Source organism: Bradyrhizobium sp. (assembly GCF_035935975.1).
GTDB lineage: Bacteria > Pseudomonadota > Alphaproteobacteria > Rhizobiales > Xanthobacteraceae > Bradyrhizobium.
The window spans coordinates 264,968-281,827 of sequence record NZ_DASYWN010000041.1 but is presented as its reverse complement, the minus strand read 5'-3'; the positions used below and the strand labels follow the sequence as shown (position 1 = coordinate 281,827).

The 16,860-nt window shown below is 64.6% G+C and carries 17 protein-coding genes; 8 read left to right on the top strand and 9 right to left on the bottom strand.

Annotated elements, in window-relative coordinates:
- The first annotated feature begins 209 nt into the window (after nt 1-209).
- From VGR99_RS24125 to VGR99_RS24100, 6 genes are all read left to right on the top strand, one after another.
- Entirely contained in the window at nt 210-449 is a 240-nt protein-coding gene (locus VGR99_RS24125) for a hypothetical protein (RefSeq protein ID WP_025035676.1), read from the top strand.
- Nucleotides 450-675: 226 nt separating this feature from the next.
- The gene (locus tag VGR99_RS24120) at nt 676-3,087 is read left to right on the top strand and encodes a TonB-dependent receptor (RefSeq protein WP_326902431.1); all 2,412 of its coding nucleotides are present in this window, start codon (nt 676-678) and stop codon (nt 3,085-3,087) included.
- 2 nt (nt 3,088-3,089) lie between these two features.
- Complete coding sequence (locus VGR99_RS24115) at nt 3,090-3,779, top strand: Fe2+-dependent dioxygenase (RefSeq protein ID WP_326901958.1); 690 nt, start codon at nt 3,090-3,092, stop codon at nt 3,777-3,779.
- Nucleotides 3,776-4,726 carry a tonB-system energizer ExbB gene (gene exbB, locus VGR99_RS24110; RefSeq protein WP_326901956.1) on the top strand — a complete coding sequence of 317 codons (951 nt, stop codon included), beginning with the start codon at nt 3,776-3,778 and terminating at the stop codon, nt 4,724-4,726. Before VGR99_RS24115 ends, exbB begins: the two co-directional genes overlap by 4 nt.
- A gap of 3 nt (nt 4,727-4,729) precedes the next feature.
- Entirely contained in the window at nt 4,730-5,194 is a 465-nt protein-coding gene (exbD, locus tag VGR99_RS24105) for a TonB system transport protein ExbD (RefSeq protein ID WP_326901955.1), read from the top strand.
- Nucleotides 5,195-5,203: 9 nt separating this feature from the next.
- Nucleotides 5,204-6,031: a TonB family protein gene (locus VGR99_RS24100; protein WP_326901953.1), complete on the top strand. Its 828-nt coding sequence runs from the start codon at nt 5,204-5,206 to the stop codon at nt 6,029-6,031.
- On the opposite strand, the gene VGR99_RS24095 is transcribed toward VGR99_RS24100, so the two are convergent.
- From VGR99_RS24095 to VGR99_RS24085, 3 genes are all read right to left on the bottom strand, one after another.
- A complete protein-coding gene (locus tag VGR99_RS24095) occupies nt 6,019-6,441 on the bottom strand; it encodes a hypothetical protein (RefSeq protein WP_326902430.1) in 423 nt (140 codons plus the stop codon). The two genes, VGR99_RS24100 and VGR99_RS24095, sit on opposite strands and share 13 nt — an antisense overlap.
- Nucleotides 6,442-6,503: 62 nt before the next feature.
- Nucleotides 6,504-7,184: a site-2 protease family protein gene (locus tag VGR99_RS24090; RefSeq protein ID WP_326901952.1), complete on the bottom strand. Its 681-nt coding sequence runs from the start codon at nt 7,182-7,184 to the stop codon at nt 6,504-6,506.
- 71 nt (nt 7,185-7,255) lie between these two features.
- Complete coding sequence (locus tag VGR99_RS24085) at nt 7,256-8,128, bottom strand: LysR substrate-binding domain-containing protein (RefSeq protein WP_326901951.1); 873 nt, start codon at nt 8,126-8,128, stop codon at nt 7,256-7,258.
- A gap of 89 nt (nt 8,129-8,217) precedes the next feature.
- Between VGR99_RS24085 and VGR99_RS24080 the strand changes: the two genes are divergently transcribed.
- Complete coding sequence (locus VGR99_RS24080) at nt 8,218-9,129, top strand: DMT family transporter (RefSeq protein ID WP_326901950.1); 912 nt, start codon at nt 8,218-8,220, stop codon at nt 9,127-9,129.
- Nucleotides 9,130-9,131: 2 nt separating this feature from the next.
- On the opposite strand, the gene VGR99_RS24075 is transcribed toward VGR99_RS24080, so the two are convergent.
- The 6 genes from VGR99_RS24075 to VGR99_RS24050 all read right to left on the bottom strand — a co-directional run bounded on the left by VGR99_RS24075 (nt 9,132) and on the right by VGR99_RS24050 (nt 15,500).
- Nucleotides 9,132-9,524, bottom strand: coding sequence for a GFA family protein (locus tag VGR99_RS24075; protein WP_326901949.1), 393 nt, complete (start codon nt 9,522-9,524; stop codon nt 9,132-9,134).
- A 1-nt stretch (nt 9,525) separates the two neighbouring features.
- Nucleotides 9,526-10,683, bottom strand: coding sequence for a serine hydrolase domain-containing protein (locus VGR99_RS24070; RefSeq protein WP_326901948.1), 1,158 nt, complete (start codon nt 10,681-10,683; stop codon nt 9,526-9,528).
- A gap of 39 nt (nt 10,684-10,722) precedes the next feature.
- Nucleotides 10,723-11,469 (bottom strand): SDR family NAD(P)-dependent oxidoreductase, encoded by a 747-nt coding sequence (locus VGR99_RS24065; RefSeq protein ID WP_326901946.1) that lies wholly within the window; start codon nt 11,467-11,469, stop codon nt 10,723-10,725.
- A gap of 122 nt (nt 11,470-11,591) precedes the next feature.
- Nucleotides 11,592-12,323 carry an SDR family oxidoreductase gene (locus VGR99_RS24060; protein ID WP_326901944.1) on the bottom strand — a complete coding sequence of 244 codons (732 nt, stop codon included), beginning with the start codon at nt 12,321-12,323 and terminating at the stop codon, nt 11,592-11,594.
- Nucleotides 12,324-12,446: 123 nt separating this feature from the next.
- Nucleotides 12,447-14,276: an IlvD/Edd family dehydratase gene (locus VGR99_RS24055; RefSeq protein WP_326901941.1), complete on the bottom strand. Its 1,830-nt coding sequence runs from the start codon at nt 14,274-14,276 to the stop codon at nt 12,447-12,449.
- A gap of 123 nt (nt 14,277-14,399) precedes the next feature.
- Nucleotides 14,400-15,500, bottom strand: coding sequence for a LacI family DNA-binding transcriptional regulator (locus VGR99_RS24050; protein WP_326901939.1), 1,101 nt, complete (start codon nt 15,498-15,500; stop codon nt 14,400-14,402).
- 202 nt (nt 15,501-15,702) lie between these two features.
- On the opposite strand from VGR99_RS24050, the gene VGR99_RS24045 reads away from it, so the two are divergent.
- Nucleotides 15,703-16,764 carry a sn-glycerol-3-phosphate ABC transporter ATP-binding protein UgpC gene (locus tag VGR99_RS24045; protein ID WP_326901937.1) on the top strand — a complete coding sequence of 354 codons (1,062 nt, stop codon included), beginning with the start codon at nt 15,703-15,705 and terminating at the stop codon, nt 16,762-16,764.
- Nucleotides 16,765-16,860 lie beyond the last annotated feature (96 nt).

Genomic DNA, 16,860 nt, shown 5'->3' with positions numbered 1-16,860 from the left:
CTTCAGACACTGCTCGGAACCGGTGTGGGCGGAAGTGGAGTCGCCCCAAGGGCGATCGCGTCCGCGTTGCGCCGACAGTCGGAATGAATGCCCGGATCGGCGTCCAGATTGGCGCCATGAGAACGGTTCTAAATCGCGCGTGCGGCGTTTCGGTTGTCAGGAAATTCGGCATCGGTCATATCGGCCCCCGCCACAACGGGAGCGCAGGAATGGACGAGCTGAACGGCAAGCTGATCGCGTGTCAGATTCTGATCACGGGATTGATCGCGCGCGTTGCCAACGAACAGCGCGATCCCTTGCGTTTCCTCACCGACTTTCGCGACGAGATCAAAGCGGTCGTCAACGGCGTCAACATCGCAGGCATGGACAACACCGATCGCGTGCGCGCGGTCGCGCAGAAAACGGTCGACGAATTGTTCTCGCTGATGAAGCCGCCGAGCAGCGACTGATGCCGTTCTGCGAAGCGGGATTTCGCGGTGTTTTCGTGTGTGTTTTAGAACGAGTCCAAACAACGATTTAGAACGGTTTCAAACTGTAATTTAGAATCGTTTTGAACTGGACCTATTCCGGTGTTCTCGCGGCCTGTGCGGATTGACCCACTATTTTGCCGTCGATACCAACAGCCTAATCGCTCATCGAAGTGAATGAGCGAACTTGCAGATGGGGCGTTTGGTAATGGGGCAGGTGGTCGCACCGAAGTCGTTGCGTTCGGTCGCAGCGTTCAATCCAGTGGATGAGAAGTTTGCGGGAATTTCCGGCAAGAAGGTTTCGGCCGTCGCGAGCTTGATCGCGGTCGCGTCGGTGTCGAGCGGCGCGGAGGCGCAGCAATCGAACCTGCCGCCGGTGACCGTCGATGCGCCGGTGCAGCGTCCGCGTCCGACGGCCTCGAAGCCGACGCCGGATCAGGTCCGCGCGCGCAACGCGCTGCGCCGTGCCGCGCAGCGGCAGCAGGCTGCCCAGCAGGCCGCTGCTCCCTCGGCTCCGGTCGGCGAGGTCGACCGCAATCCCTATTCCGATCCGGCCGCGCCCTACAAGGTCGACCACGTCCAGGCTTCGGGCAAGTTTCCCGAGCCGCTGCTGAACACGCCGAAGACCATCACGGTGCTCAGCAAGGAGGTGCTCGAGGACAAGAACGCCACCACGTTGAAGGAGATCGGGCGCTCGACCGCGGGCGTGACGCTGGGCTCGGGCGAGGGCGGCAACGCGTTCGGCGACCGCTTCTTCATCCGCGGCTTCGACGCGCGCAACGACGTCTTCATCGACGGCATCCGCGATCCCGCGGTTTCCATCCGCGAGAACTTCTTCACCGAGCAGATCGAGATCCTGCGCGGCCCCGCGTCCTCCTATGCCGGCCGCGGCACGGCCGGCGGCGCCATCAACATCGTCACCAAGCAGGCCGGTGACCGCAATTTCCAGCGCATGGATACCGAGTTCGGCACCGACTACACCAAGCGCGTCACGATTGACGTCAACCAGGTCGTCGATCCCACCTTCTCGGTGCGTACCGGCGGCCTGTTCCAGGACGCCAACGTGGCCGGCCGCAACTACGTGACCGATAATCGCTGGGGCAGCTTCATCTCGACCAAGTATACCCCGACCAACGACATCAAGATTACCACGAACTATGTCCATACCGATCTCAGCGGCTATCCGGATTTCGGCGTGCCCTATTACAAGCAGGGAAACGTGCCGGTGACCTCGGCTGGCATTCCGCGCGGCAACTGGTACGGCTTCCTCAACCGCGACTTCCAGACCGCGCGGCAGGATTTCGGCACCGGCACGATCGAGTACAAGGTCAATGAAGCCATCACGCTGAGCAGCAAGGTGCGCGGCGAGCACTCGCTGCTCAACTACATCGGCACGCTGCCGCAGAACCCGAACACGAGCTTCGCCAACCCGCTGCTGTGGACCACGACGGCCAGCGCGCAGAGCCGCTACCAGAACGTGGACGTATGGGCCAACCAGAACGAAGCCACGTTCAAGCTCGACACCTACGGGGTCAAGCACACCGCGGTGTTCGGCGCCGAATACACCAACGAAAATATCTCGATCGACCGGTACACCGGCCTTTCGTCGGAACTGTTCGGTGGTGGCTCCACGAGCAACGGCGCCGTCACGGGAGTTAATCTCTACTCGCCGCAATACACCAACATTCCCTTCAGCAGCACGCCGTCGCTGGTGGGCAATCCGACGCGTTATGGTGTCAACACCAGCAGCGTTTATGTCATGGACACCGCGAACTGGCAGGACACCGTGATCCTGAATGGTGGCGTCCGCTACGACGGCTACAACATGAGCGCGTCGGTCAACGCGCCGCCCGCCCTCAAAATGAACGCCGATCTCGTCAATTACAACGTCGGCGCGGTCTACAAGCCGATGTCGATCGGCAGCATCTACGCGGCCTATGCAACCTCGGCCAATCCGTTCGGGTCGGAGCTTGACGCGACCGGCACCGATTACGGCGGCGTTCCTCCCAACACGGCCATCCTGCTCGGGCCCGAGCGCAACAAGGCGGTCGAAGTCGGTACCAAATGGGAGCTGGTGGATCGCCACCTGCTGGTCAGCGGCGCTCTGTTCCAGACCACGAAGGACAACGCCCGCGAGACCGTCAACAACCTGCTGACGTCGGGCGCGGCCTATCGAATCCAGGGCATCGACATCGAGGCGGAAGGCAAGATCACGGATCGCTGGAGCGTCTTCGGCGGCCTGGTGCTGATGCAGTCGAAAGTCACGCAGAGCGGCATTCCTTCGAACATCGGTCTGCAGCTTGCCAACGTCGCCCACCAGTCGTTCAGCATGCTGACCAAGTACAAGTTCGACGACGGCTGGGAGCTGGGCGGGCAGGCGGTGTACCGCTCGAAGGTCTATGGCGGCACGTTCGCGGCCAACACCGGCAACGAGCTGCCGAGCTATTGGCGCTTCGACGCGTTCGTCGAGAAGAAGATCGACAAGAACTGGACCATGAAGTTCTACGCGCAGAACCTGACCAACAAGCTGTACTACGACACGCTCTATCGCAGCGCCGTGCCGTTCGTGGCCGTCGCGCCGGGACGGGCGTTCTATCTGATCACCACGGCGAAGTTCTGATTATGTTGACGTGTCTGCCTGGCGTTCTCAGCAAGGATGATGTGGCGGATTTCCGCCGCATCATGGATGCCAGCGAATGGGAGGATGGCCGCTCGACCGCAGGGGCGCAGTCGGCCATGGTCAAGCGAAACGAGCAATTGCCGCCGGACAGCGAGGTCGCGCGCAAGCTCGGCAATCGCATCATCTCGGCGCTGACGTCGAACCCGCGCTTCATTGCGGCGGCAATTCCGCTCCAGATCTTCCCGCCGCTGTTCAACCGCTATGCTGCCAGCAGCGGCCATCATTTCGGCCTGCATGTCGACAATGCGATCCGCGGCGACCGGCTGACCGGCCTTCGCATCCGCACCGACCTGTCGGTCACGCTGTTCCTCGCCGAGCCGGAAGAATATGACGGTGGCGAACTTGTGATCGAGGACACCTACGGTTCGCACGAAGTCAAGTTGCCAGCCGGCGACTGCGTGCTCTATCCCTCGACCAGCCTGCATCTCGTCACGCCGGTGACCCGGGGGGCGCGGGTTGCGTCTTTCTTCTGGCTCCAGAGCATGATACGGGACGATCAAGCCCGGAGCATGATCTTTGACCTCGACACCGCGATACAGGCGCTGGTGGAACGGCTCGGGCGTGACGATCCCGAAACGGTCAAATTGACGGGTATCTATCACAACCTCATTCGCTACTGGGCCGAAGTATGAAGATCATGTCCTTCCAAGCAAGCCTTGCCGCCGCCGTGATGCTGGCCGCCGCCTGGCTCGCATCCCCTGTTTCTGCCCAGACACAAGCCGCCCCGACGGCGCCGGCACAGGCCCAGACGGCCCCGGCCAGCCCGGCGACCGCGCCTGCGGCTCCGACCGCTCCCGCCGCAGCGGCTCCCTCCGCCCAGACGGGGTCGCCTGCAGCCACGGCCCCAGCGGCCGCGAAGGCCGAGACGGTGACCGTTGGCGTACCCGGCATGAAGGAATTGTCGCCCTGGGTGATGTTCATGTCGGCCGACGTCGTCGTGAAGGCGGTCATGATCGGGCTCGCCTTCGCCTCGCTGATGACCTGGACCGTCCTCATCGCCAAGTCGTTCGAGCTGTCGGTCGCCTCGGCGAAGCTGCGTTCGGCGCTGAAGAAGGTCGCCGAGGCGCGCTCGCTCGCCGAAGCGCAGATGGCGCTCGGTGCCAAGGAGGGCATCCTGCCGTCCTTCCTGGCGGCGGCGTTGCGTGAGGCGCGGATGTCGGCTGGCCTCTCCAGCGATGCCGGCATCAAGGAGCGTGCGGCCTCGAGCTTCCAGGAGATCGTGCGCGCGGAGGCACGGCGCATCCGCATCGGCATGGGCGTGCTCGCGACCATCGGCTCGACGTCGCCCTTCGTCGGCCTGTTCGGTACGGTCTGGGGCATCATGAACAGCTTCATCGGCATCTCGAAGTCGCAGACCACGAACCTCGCCGTCGTCGCGCCCGGCATCGCCGAGGCGTTGCTCGCGACCGCGATCGGCCTCGTCGCCGCCATTCCCGCCGTCATCATCTACAACCACTTCTCGCGCGTGACGAAGGGCTATCTCGAGCTCGTCAGCCGTGCCTCGGGCGCGGCGGCGCGGCTGCTCTCGCGCGATCTCGACCGCAGCCACGGCAGCCTGCATTCTCGCGCGGCGGAGTGAACCATGGCCGTTTCGCTCACGGACAATGACGACGAGGACGACTTCTCCGAGACGCATGACATCAACGTCACGCCGTTCATCGACGTCATCCTGGTGCTGTTGATCATCTTCATGGTCGCAGCGCCGCTGTCCACGGTCGACCTGCCGATCGATCTGCCGACGTCGAGCGCGATGCCGCAGAAGAAGCCGGACAAGCCGACCTATCTCAGCATCAGGCGCGATATGACGCTCGCGATCGGCGAGGAGTCCGTGTACCGGGCCGAACTGATCATGACGCTCGATTCAATGTCCGATATGAGCAAGGACAAGTACATCTTCGTGCGTGCCGATCGCTCGGTGCCCTATGGCGAATTGATGGGCGTCATGGAGCTGTTGCGCTCCGGCGGTTACACCAAGGTGAAGCTGGTAGCGCTCGAGGGGGCTCCCACGGCGGCGGGAGCGCCTGCTGCGAGCCCCGCGCAGCCCTAGAGATTGGCCATGTCCGTCCTCGAGCTCGAACCCAGACCGTCCCGCAGGCTTTGGATCCTGGCCGCGATCGCGGCCATCGTCCTCCATGTGGGTGGGGCGGCGCTAGCGCTCGCAAACCTGCAGGCGGACGACGGCGACGAGGGCTTGGGCGCTGCGGGGGCGGAGTTCGCGGTCGAGATGACATCGCCGCCGGTCCAGGAGTCCGACAGGGCCCCGGGGCCGCAGGACTCCGAGGAGCAGGAAGAGCGCCCGGAGATGCCCGAGCAGAAGGCCGAGGTGAAGGAGACGGACCTTCCTCAGGACCGGCCGCAACAGGTCGAAGAGGCCGATCGCCTCGTCACCGAGAACAAGCCGAAGAAAGAGCAGGACGACGATCCGAAGATCGCCGCCGTCGAAACGCCGGCCATGGAGGCCGCGCAGAAGTCGGTCGCGATGGAGCGTCAGACCTTCGAGGACGCTGCGCGCGAGGCCGAGAAGGCGATGGCGCCCGTGCTCGGCATCGGCAAGGACCTGCTGAAGCTGACCGCCGATTGGAACCGCAAGATCAGCGCCCATCTTTCGGCGCACAAGGTCAATCCGGAGGGCAAGGAGCCCAAGAACGAGACGGCCAAGGTGAGCTTTGCGCTCAACCGCATGGGCAATGTGCTGTCGGTGGATGTCGTGACCTCGTCCGGCGACAAGGCCTTCGATGACGCCGCGATCGCCATGGTCCGCAAGTCCGACCCGTTCCCGCAGCCGCCCGTCGCCCTGAACGAGGATCGCTTCGAGCGCACGGTCGAGATCGTGTTCAAGCCGGCGGACGAGAAGAAAAAGAAGAAGCAGGCTCAGCGCCAGTAAAGCCGGATCCCGACATAGACCACGACCAGGCAGGCGAAAATCAGCATGACCGGGAGCGGACGTTTCTGGGTTCCGGCGGCCGCGCCAGTCCCGAAAAAGCTGACCGTCTTCGGCTTCGGGGCCGGGCGGCGGAAAGCGGTAACATTGTCCGCTGCCGGTTCGGCCGGGCGGGTGCGGACGTCGGGCGGGGTTCCTGCGCCGCCCATCTCGGCATAGTAGGCCTTGTAGATCGCGCCGATCGTGGCCTCGGTGGCCTCGCCCTCGCTCATCCGCGCCAGCAGGTTCTTGTAGCTCGCGAGGAACTCCTGGGCCTCGGGCGGCAGCGCGGATGAGCCGTTGAGCTTGGCCATCATCTTCCAGGTGGCAAAATCGGCGCGGGCACGGGTGTCCGCGCGTCGCGCGATCAGCATATCGGCAGCTTTGACCAAGTCGGCCTCTGGCCCTTCGGCTTGTGTTCGGGTGTTCGCTTCAACTACGCATTGCCGGTCAGAAAGAGAACAGCCTGAATCACATAACCGGTCAACGTTCGCAGTATTGCTGAAATAACATCAAGATTTAGACCGAACTGCGAGCCCGCCAGCGGTAGCAGGATCAGCAGGCCGATCAGGATCAGCATCCCGAACGGCTCGAGCCGGGCCAGCGGCAGAGCGAGCGGCCGCGGCAGCAGCCCGACCGCGACCCGCCCGCCATCGAGCGGCGGGATCGGCATCATGTTGAACACTGCCAGAATGGCGTTGATCAAGAGCGCATTCTTGAGGTTGTCGAAGATCCACTGCGCCGAGCCGGCGGGGGCGAAGGGCAGGGCATGGAGGGCAAGCGCGGCCGCGAGCGCCAGCAGGATGTTGGTGGCGGGCCCGGCTAGCGCCACCCAGACCATGTCGAGCCTGGGATGGTTGAGGTTGCGGTAATTGACCGGCACCGGCTTGGCATAGCCGAACAGGAACGGCGAATGCGCGAACAGCAGCATCGCCGGCAGGATCACGGTGCCGAACGGGTCGATATGCCTGATAGGGTTGAAGCTGACCCGGCCGAGTTGCCAGGCCGTGTTGTCGCCGAGACGGTAGGCCACGAACGCATGCGCGGCTTCGTGGAAGGTGATGGCGAGCACCAGCGGCAGCACCCACACCGAAAGGTCATAGAAGGAAACGTTCACGGCTCGTCTGTCCCGGTTTGTGCCTCGTGGCCTTGCAGCCAACCCGGCCAATCCGGTGGTGGGGCAACGCGTCAGGTCAGGATATGGGACGCCGGTTCCGAAATCCCAAGCTGTAAATGATCGGCCAGCAGCGCCGCCGGCCGCGACAGATTGCGCGCGCGGTGGAGGCGGATGTCCGCTCCCGGCAACGGCGGCAGGCCGTCGCGCGCCGACAGGATGCGCAGGCGAGGGGGCAAGGTGCCGGCTTTCACGACCGTGACCGCGAGCCCCTGCGCCACGATCGCCTCGACCGCGGCAAGGGTCCGGCTGACGAAAGCAAGGCGCCAGGGCCGGCCGGCGCCATCGAGGGCATCCGCGGCCCATTGCCGGAACAGGCAGCCCGGCGGGTAGAGCGCGACGGGCAGGGTCTCCTGCGCCCCGGCTGGGTAGGATTTGGCCGCAGCCCACACCGCCTGCTCGCGCCGGAGCAGCTCGCCATCGCCGTGCCCTACCGGGTGCATGGCAATGACGAGGTCATAGGCCTCGCCGAGCCGGGCCGGCATCGTCGCGGTCAGCCCGGTCTCGATCTCGACCCGGATCTCCGGATGGCTTTCGGCAAAGTGCGGCAGCAAGGGTGGAATGACGATCGTGCCGTAGTCGTCCATCACGCCGAGGCGGACCACGGCCTCGCGCCTGCGCGCGCGCAGTGCGCCGACCGCTTCCGCATTGAGGTCGAGAATTCGCCTCGCGTAGACGAGCAGCTCACGACCGGCCGCGCTCAGCGTCACGCCCGATCTCGTCCGGTGAAACAGCCTGGCGTCCAGCCGCTCTTCGAGGCGCCTGATCTGGACGCTCATCGCCGACTGGGTGCGATTGAGCGTCGCGGCCGCGCGCGTGAAGGAGCGATGCTCGGCGACGGCGAGGAAGGCCTTGAGAAGATCGAGGTCGAGATCGGGCTCGCTCATGACGGAAATTTATCCTGGCATGACGGAAAATCCATTCCCTGTTTCGGCGTGCCTCATATGCTGCGCGCAAATCCATTGGGGGAGGGAGCGTGGGCGAGACTCTTGGCGTTTTGGCCGCCGTGCTGTCGAGCGCGCTGGGCGGCACCTCGATCGGTGCCACGCGCTATCTGGTGGGCAACATCGATCCGCTCGCGATCGGCTCGTTCCGGTTCGGCATCGGCTTTCTGCTGCTGTTGCCGTTGACGCTGCTGCGCGGCGATCGCTGGCCGGAGCGGCGAGACTGGGCGGCCGCCGTCGCGCTCGGCATTCTGTTCTTTGCTCTGTTTCCGATCCTGTTCAACGCCTCGCTGATCTTCACGACCGCGGCGCGCGGTGCGCTCGCGCTGTCGACGCTTCCGCTGCTGTCGCTCGTGATCGGGGCCGCACTCGGCGCCGAGGCCATGACCTGGCGCAAATCGATCGGGGTGGTGATCGCGACGCTGGGCGTTGCGGTTGCGCTGCTCACCGATCTGACCTCGGCGCCATCAGGTGCCTGGCGCGGCGATCTCCTGATGGTGGCGGCGGCGCTGTGCATGGCGCTCTACGGCATCTGGTCGAAGCCGCTGATCCGGCGCGCCAGCCCGCTCGCCTTCACCACGATGAGCATGGCGGCGGGCGCGGCCTGCCTCATTCCGCTCGCCTATGTCCGCGGCAGTTTCGCGCCGGTCGCAGCCTTCGGGGCGCCGCAATGGCTGGCAGCGTTTTATCTCGGCGCCTTCGGCGCGGCGCTGACCTTCTATCTCTGGGCCTTCGCGCTGGAGCGGACGACGCCGACGCGCGTCGCGATCTCGGTGACGGTCAATCCGGTCACGGCTTCGGTGGTCGGGGCCTGGCTGCTGACGGAGCCGCTGCGCTGGAATCTCGCGGCCGGCATCGTCGCGGTGTTTGCCGGGATCTGGATCGCGACGACGACGGGCGAGCGCCCCCGGCCGGCGAGCGCGTCCGCGTCAAGCCAACCCTGACATCAGGTCGGGATGGTCCCCTGATACTGCACCAGCCCGTCGTCGAGCTTCAGCCAGGCCAGCTTCTCCGACACCCAGATGTGCTCGGTCGGCGCGAAGGCGTTGCGGTCGTCGAAGGTGGTGAGCGAAACGCCCGCCAGCGTGCCGTTGCGCCGCCAGGCAAACAGGCGCGTGCCGCAGCGCTTGCAGAACACGCGGTCGATGGCCTCGGACGAGGCATAGCGCTCGGTCTCGCCCTCGACGGTCAGCGCGCGCTGGTCGAATTGCGCGCGGGCAAAATAGGGCGCGCCCATCGCCTTCTGGCATATGCGGCAATGGCAGATGCGGACATTGAGCGGCTCGCCCTCCGCCTTGAACCGCACCGCGCCGCACAGGCATCCACCTTCCCGGATCATCTCAGGCCACCCGCCACTCGCCGACCTGGCGCGCCATGTTCCAGTTGAGATTGTCGAGATCGCCATCCATGTCGGAATTCCCGCGTCTGGTGTTGGTGAAGGCGGCCCAGCAGAAGCCGCCATGGGTGCGCACGGCAATCGTGCTCGTGCCCGGCAGGCTGCCATTGTGCCACCAATTGTCGAACTTGTTGACGCAAAAACCCTTGGCGTAATCCGGGCTGTAGCTGGGCGCGGTGGTCATGATCTGGATGGTGCGCGGCCGCAGGATGTTCGCCGGCTTCGAATAGCCGTCGACATGCATCAGGAACTGGACGAGATCCGCCGGCGTCGCGATCCAGCCGCCATGGGAGTCCATCCGCCGGACATTCATGCCGTAGGGGTTGTCGCCCTGGCCGTAATAGACGACTTCGCCGGCCTGGCGCTGGTCGCGCGTGTTGCCCGCAATCGTCATGTCGTTGACGCCGCAGCGCGCCAGCACCTCGGCTCGGACATGCTCGGCATAGGGCTGGCCGGTGAGCTTCTCGATCACGCGCCCCAGCACGCAATAGCCGAAATTGGAGTAGGCATAGTGCTGGCCCGGCGGCCGGTCGAGCGGCCGGTTGGCGAGCGTCCAGGCGATCAGCGCGGCATGGTCCATCCGCGGATGTGTGAACATGGGATCGCGGTTGTCGTTGCTCCAGCCGCCGGCGGTGTGGGTCAGCAGATGCTCGAGCGTGATCTGGTCGATGCCGGCAGAGTAGGGCGGCTGTCCGTAATCGGTGCCGAGCAGCGCGCCCGGACCGAACACGCGATCCGTCAGCTTGAGACGGTTCTCCTCGATCAGGCGCAAGATCGTGACCGAGGTGATCATCTTGCTGACGCTGGCGATCCGGAACAGATGTCGCGGCGTCAAGGCCTCGTTCCGTTCGACATCGGCAAGACCGAAGGCGTCTTCGTGAACGATCGTGCCGGCATAGCCGATCGCAAAGGACAGTGCCGGCACGCCGTACTTGTCCATGAAGCTGTGCGCGAGCCGTGCCATGGCGCTGCGCTCGGCCGGCGAGGGCGGATGGATGCTCGGCGGGTTCGGCACGAGCTGCGCGAGCGCACCGCGCGAAAACAGCGGCAGCGCGCCTGTGCCCGCTGCAAGCTTGACGAAATCCCGACGCCCAAAACGCATGGTCCGCCCCCTCGGGCGGACCAGTGTCTCGGCAAGGTCTCAGTAGGTCGCCCGTCCCCCGGAAATATCAAACACCGCGCCGGTGGAGAAGGCACAATCTTCGGATGCGAGCCACGCCGCCATCGCGGCGAGCTCTTCCACCAGCACGAAGCGGGCTTTTGGAATCTTCGACAGCATGAAGTCGATGTGCTGCTGCGTCATCTGGTCGAAGATCGCGGTCTTCGCCGCCGCCGGCGTCACCGCATTCACGAGGATGTCATGCGCGGCCAATTCCTTGCCGAGCGACTTCGTCAGCGCGATCAGGCCGGCCTTCGACGCCGAATAATGCGAGGCGTTCGGGTTGCCTTCCTTGCCGGCGATGGAGGCGATGTTCACGATGCGCCCGTATTTCTGCTTGAGCATTGTGGGGACGATCGCCTTGCAGACGATGAAGGGGCCGTCGAGGTTGATGCGGAGGACTTTCCGCCATTCCTCGAGGTCGGTCTCCCAGACCGGCTTGTTGACGCCGGCGATGCCGGCGTTGTTGACGAGGATGTCGATCTTGCCGAAGGCGGCCAGCGTCGCATCGCGGGCCTGCTCGACGCCGGCGGTGTCGGTGACGTCGACCTTGAAGACCTTGGCGTTGTCGCCGATTTCCTTGACGGTTTTCTCAGCCAGCGCGGCGTCGAAATCCCAGATCGCGACCTTTGCGCCTGACGCGACGAAGCGCTCGGTGATGGCGCGGCCAAAACCTTGTGCGCCGCCGGTGACGACAGCGACGCGGCCATTGAGATCGATCTTGTTCATCGATGAATCCCTTTATCTATCCCTCATGGTGAGGAGCGCGCATTTGCGCGCGTCTCGAACCATAGAGCCCGTGGCCCATCCCTCGAGACGGCGCTGTCGCGCCTCCTCGGGATGAGGAGTGATCAGAGCATGTAACCGCCGTCGACGACGAGGTCGACGCCGGTGGTGAAAGCGCTCTCGTCGCTGCCGAGATAGATCGCCATGTTGGCGATCTCGTCGGCGGTGCCGAGCCGGCCCATCTTCTGGCGGGAGATGAACATCTCCTTGCCCTGCGGCCCTTGCGCCGCGGCGCGGTCGAGCATCGAGGGGGTCTCGACGGTGCCGGGGCAGATCGAGTTGCAGCGGATGCCCTTGGTGATGAAGTCGAGCGCGACCGCGCGGGTCAGCAGCGACACCGCCGCCTTCGACGAGCTGTAGACGTAGCGGTTCGCCGGCGGGCGTAGCGCGGCGCAGGACGAGATGTTGACGATGCTGCCGCCACCGCCCGCGAGCATGTCGGGCAGGAACGCCTTGATGGTCCGGTGCATCGACTTGACGTTGAGGTCGAACGAGAAGTCGAAATCCTCTTCCGAGCACTCCAGGATGGTGCCGTGGTGCACGAAGCCGGCTGCATTGAGCAGGATGTCGATCTTGCCGATGCGCTTGGCAAAGGCGTTGACGTCGGCGGTGTTGCGGACGTCGAGCTTGGCGACCTCGGCGATGCCTTCCTTGGTCAGACCGGCGATGCCGGCCTCGTTGATGTCGGTCGCGATGACGGTTGCGCCTTCACGCGCAAATGCGAGGGCGCATGCGCGCCCGATGCCTGCTGCCGCAGCCGTAATGACGGCGCGCTTTCCCTTGAGGCGGTTGGCCATTTTGTTGTTCTCCTCACCTTGAATTCGATTGTCAGTGCCGTAGCCCGGATGAGCGCGTAAGCGCGACATCCGGGAGCGGTGTCCCGGGTGTCGCTTCGCTCACCCGGGCTGCGTATGCCTGGTTCAGTGATTATCCCGCGCCACACCAAAGGTGCCGGCGACGTTCTGGTAGCGCGTGGCGAGTTCCATGCAGGCGCCGGTCGATTGCTGGCCGACGGTGTTGCGGTAGATCTCCTGCCACGGCGTCTGGTTCGGCGGATGCTTGAAGCCGCCGCTGGCCTTCAGCTCGGCGTGGCGCTTCTTCAGCTCGTCGTCCGAGATCAGGATGTTGGCGCTGCCCTTGTTGAGGTCGATGCGGACCTTGTCGCCGGTCTTGAGGATCGCGAGACCGCCATTGGCGGCGGCTTCCGGCGAAGCATTCAGGATCGAGGGCGAGCCCGAGGTGCCGGACTGGCGGCCGTCGCCGATGCAGGGCAGGGACAGGATGCCGCGTTTGATCAGCGCCGCCGGCGGCTGCATGTTCACGACCTCGGCGCCGCCGGGATAGCCGATCGGACCGGTGCCGCGGATGAACAGCACGCAGCGCTCGTCGATGTCGAGCGAGGCATCGTCGATCCGCTCGTGATAATCTTCCGGACCCTCGAACACGATGGCGCGGCCCTCGAAGGCGTTGAGGTCCTTTGGGTTGCTGAGATAGCGATCGCGGAATTCCTTGGAGATCACGGAGGTCTTCATGATCGCGGAATCGAACAAATTGCCCTTCAGCACCAGGAAGCCGGCGTCCTTCACCAGCGGCTTGTCGTAGGCCCAGATCACGTCGTTATCGGGGACCGGCGCGTCCTTGCAGTTCTCGCCGATGCCGCGGCCGTTGACGGTGACCGCGTTCTCGTGGATGCGCTTGTGCTTCATCAATTCGCGCACCACGGCCGGCACGCCGCCGGCGCGGTGGAACTCCTCGCCGAGATAGAAGCCGGCCGGCTGCATGTTGACCAGCAGCGGCACGTCATGGCCGACCTTCTGCCAGTCGTCGATCGACAGCTCGACGCCGATGTGACGGGCCAGCGCGTTGATGTGGATCGGAGCGTTGGTCGAGCCGCCGATCGCCGAATTGATGACGATGCAGTTCTCGAACGCTTCTCGCGTCAGAATGTCCGAGGGCTTGAGGTCTTCCCAGACCATCTCGACGGCGCGCTTGCCGGTCTCGTAGGCGATCTGGCCGCGCTCGCGATAGGGGGCGGGAATCGCCGCGCAGCCCGGCAGCGAGAAGCCGAGCGCTTCGGCAAGGCCGTTCATGGTCGAGGCCGTGCCCATGGTGTTGCAATGGCCAACCGACGGCGCCGAGGACGCCACGATCTCCATGAACTCTTCATAGTCGATCTCGCCGGCGGCGAGCCGCTCGCGCGACTTCCAGACGATGGTACCGGAGCCGGTGCGCTCGCCGGCATGCCAGCCGTTCAGCATCGGGCCGCCCGACAGCACGATCGCGGGCAGGTTCACGGTCGCGGCCGCCATCATGCAGGCCGGCGTGGTCTTGTCGCAGCCGGTGGTCAGCACCACGCCGTCGAGCGGATAGCCGTAGAGGATCTCGACCAGGCCGAGATAAGCGAGGTTGCGGTCGAGCGCCGCGGTCGGGCGCTTGCCGGTCTCCTGGATCGGGTGGGTCGGGAATTCCATCGCAATGCCGCCGGCCTCGCGGATGCCTTCGCGGACGCGGTGGGCGAGCTCGATATGGTGGCGGTTGCAGGGCGAGAGGTCGTTGCCGGTCTGGGCGATGCCGATGATCGGCTTGCCGGACTGCAGCTCGGCGCGGGTGAGGCCGTAGTTCAGATAGCGCTCCATATAGAGCGCGGTCATGCCCGGATTATGCGGATTGTTGAACCATTCCTGCGAGCGGAGATGGCGGCGAGCGCCGTTGCTGGCGGGCGCATGCCCATTGGTTGGTTTTTTTGTCATTGGTTTCTCCTGCAATGCAAACGCACTGGCGTCCGTTTCTAGGGTGTCGGCTTGTGCGATGCCCAACGGCGTGAGCAATGGTGTGCCGGCCCGTTGGCGGGTCGTTTCCTCACAAGTTCGATACTAGTCATGGCTACTTGGTAACGCTACCATTTTGTTCGGCGCGCCGCCGCTCGATACGGCTGGCCTGTTGTCTGAATGGCGCGACGACGAGCTTTGCCGCTCGATCACCTTGAAGCCGAGGTCGAGCACCGGCCGCTCCGGGCGCCGTCCGTCGATCGCCTCGATCAGCATCGTGGCGGCGGTCTTGCCCATCTCGTAGCGATTGGTGCGCACGCTGGTCAGGGTCGGGACCGCGGAGGCCATGAATTCGAGGTCGTTGAAGCCGACGATCGCGATCTGCTCGGGCACCGCGATCTCGCGGCGGCGGCATTCGAACAGCACGCCGAGCGCAAGGTCGTCATTGGCGCAGAACACCGCGTCGATGCCGGGCTCCCGCGCCAGCAGGTCGGTGAAGAGGGCGCCGCCGAGCGTGACCGAGGTCGGTGTCGCCGTCGTGACGACGAGGCGCTGCTCGAACAGGCCGGCGTCCTTCATGGCAGAGACATACCCGTCCAGCCGTCGCTGCACCCGCGGGTCCATGCGCGCGCCGACGAAGCCGATCTTGCGGTGGCCCTGCTCGAACAAATGAGCAATCGCCGCGCGGGCTGCGTCATAGTGGGAAAAGCCGATCATCATGTCGACCGGGTTGGGGCCGATCTCCATGATCTGCACGATCGGGCAGTCGGCCGCCTCCAGCATCGCGCGCGATTCCGTGGTCTGGTCGATGCCTGTGACGATCAGCCCGGCCGGCTTCTGCGCCAGAAACAGCCGCAGCAGCTTCTCCTCCTGGAGGATGCTGTAGCGGGTGTTGGACAACTGGATCGAGTATCGGCTGCCTTCGGATGCGTCGTAGATGCCGCGCAGCACGTCGGAGAACACGTTATTGGTGAGAGAGGGGATCAGTACACCGATCACTTCGGTGCGTTGCGAGGCCAGCGCGCGGGCCGCAAGATTCGGCACATAGCCGAGCTCCCTGGCGGCGCTCTCCACCCGCGTCCGTTTGGCCACCGACAGCGCCTCGGGATTACGGAAGAAGCGGGACGCTGTAATCGGGCTCACGCCGGCAAGCTCGGCGACTTCCGCCAGCCGGATTTTGCCTGACTTGGTGCGTTTTCGACCCATTTGCTGCTCTTAGCATAGCCACTGTCGCAAACAAAGGATCGTTGACAGCGCTACCAGCAACGACTAACCAAAGACAAATTGCCAAAACCGCACAAACTGCCGACAATGTCGCCCGCTAAGATCGGGCTTCGGTTGGTGAAGTCTGAAAGAACAAGACGGTCGCGGCGCGAGAGGCGTCGTGGACTTTCGAGGAGGGAGCTAGATGTCGTCTGTGCAAATCCGCGACGTGCGGAAATCGTTCGGCAATTTTGAAGTCCTGCACGGCGTGACGATTCCGATCGAGGACGGTCAGTTCGTCGTCCTGGTTGGCCCCTCCGGCTGCGGCAAGTCGACGCTTCTGCGCATGCTCGCCGGTCTCGAGAACATCACCTCCGGCACCATCTCGATCGGCGACCGCGTCGTCAACAATATCCAGCCAAAGGAGCGGGATATTGCGATGGTGTTCCAGAACTACGCTCTCTACCCGCATATGACGGTCGGCGACAACATGGGCTTCTCGCTCAAGTTGCGGAATGCCGGCTCCGACGAGATCAACAAGCGCGTCAAGCGCGCCGCCGAAATTCTCGCGCTGACGCCATTGCTCGAGCGCTACCCGCGCCAGCTCTCCGGCGGTCAACGCCAGCGCGTCGCCATGGGTCGCGCCATCGTGCGCGATCCCCAGGTCTTCCTGTTCGACGAGCCGCTCTCGAACCTCGACGCCAAGCTGCGCGTCGCGATGCGCACCGAGATCAAGGAACTGCATCAGCGGCTGAAGACCACCACGGTCTACGTCACCCACGACCAGATCGAAGCCATGACCATGGCCGACAAGATCGTCGTGATGCATGACGGCATCGTGGAGCAGATGGGCACACCGCTCGAGCTCTATGACAAGCCGGAAAACCAGTTCGTCGCCGGCTTCATCGGCTCGCCGGCCATGAATTTCCTGAAGGGGCATGTCCGCGTCAACGGCGTCGCGACCTTCGAGGGGCCGAACGGCGTCAAGCTGCCGCTCAAGAGTGCGCCGGCCGGCTCCGACGGCAAGCCCGTCGTCTACGGCGTCCGCCCCGAGCACTTCACCATCGCCGACGACGGCGCCGACGCTGAGATCGTCGTGGTCGAGCCGACCGGTTCGGAGACGCAGGTCTTCGCCAAGGTCGGCGGCGAGCAGGTCGTCGCGGTCTTCCGCGAGCGGCATCAGTTCAATCCGGGCGACAAGGTCCGGCTGAAGCCCGACCCGTCGCTGGTCCATCTGTTCGACGACGCTACGGGCAAACGCCTGTAGCGACGTCGCAGAACTGGCTGAGCAGAACCGCCAAAGCGGAACTGCTCAGGCAGAACTGCCCAAGACTACCAAAATACAAATATAAAATTCAGGGAG

What these genes read in the sequence shown, in the direction of transcription:
- VGR99_RS24085 (WP_326901951.1), bottom strand. Translation starts at nt 8,128, where the DNA reads ATGAGCGAGCCCGATCTCGACCTCGATCTTCTCAAGGCCTTCCTCGCC.
- VGR99_RS24100 (WP_326901953.1), top strand. Translation starts at nt 5,204, where the DNA reads ATGTCCGTCCTCGAGCTCGAACCCAGACCGTCCCGCAGGCTTTGGATC.
- VGR99_RS24115 (WP_326901958.1), top strand. Translation starts at nt 3,090, where the DNA reads ATGTTGACGTGTCTGCCTGGCGTTCTCAGCAAGGATGATGTGGCGGAT.
- VGR99_RS24120 (WP_326902431.1), top strand. Translation starts at nt 676, where the DNA reads ATGGGGCAGGTGGTCGCACCGAAGTCGTTGCGTTCGGTCGCAGCGTTC.
- VGR99_RS24065 (WP_326901946.1), bottom strand. Translation starts at nt 11,469, where the DNA reads ATGAACAAGATCGATCTCAATGGCCGCGTCGCTGTCGTCACCGGCGGC.
- VGR99_RS24045 (WP_326901937.1), top strand. Translation starts at nt 15,703, where the DNA reads ATGTCGTCTGTGCAAATCCGCGACGTGCGGAAATCGTTCGGCAATTTT.
- VGR99_RS24060 (WP_326901944.1), bottom strand. Translation starts at nt 12,323, where the DNA reads ATGGCCAACCGCCTCAAGGGAAAGCGCGCCGTCATTACGGCTGCGGCA.
- VGR99_RS24050 (WP_326901939.1), bottom strand. Translation starts at nt 15,500, where the DNA reads ATGGGTCGAAAACGCACCAAGTCAGGCAAAATCCGGCTGGCGGAAGTC.
- exbB (WP_326901956.1), top strand. Translation starts at nt 3,776, where the DNA reads ATGAAGATCATGTCCTTCCAAGCAAGCCTTGCCGCCGCCGTGATGCTG.
- VGR99_RS24125 (WP_025035676.1), top strand. Translation starts at nt 210, where the DNA reads ATGGACGAGCTGAACGGCAAGCTGATCGCGTGTCAGATTCTGATCACG.
- VGR99_RS24070 (WP_326901948.1), bottom strand. Translation starts at nt 10,683, where the DNA reads ATGCGTTTTGGGCGTCGGGATTTCGTCAAGCTTGCAGCGGGCACAGGC.
- VGR99_RS24075 (WP_326901949.1), bottom strand. Translation starts at nt 9,524, where the DNA reads ATGATCCGGGAAGGTGGATGCCTGTGCGGCGCGGTGCGGTTCAAGGCG.
- VGR99_RS24055 (WP_326901941.1), bottom strand. Translation starts at nt 14,276, where the DNA reads ATGACAAAAAAACCAACCAATGGGCATGCGCCCGCCAGCAACGGCGCT.
- VGR99_RS24095 (WP_326902430.1), bottom strand. Translation starts at nt 6,441, where the DNA reads ATGCTGATCGCGCGACGCGCGGACACCCGTGCCCGCGCCGATTTTGCC.
- exbD (WP_326901955.1), top strand. Translation starts at nt 4,730, where the DNA reads ATGGCCGTTTCGCTCACGGACAATGACGACGAGGACGACTTCTCCGAG.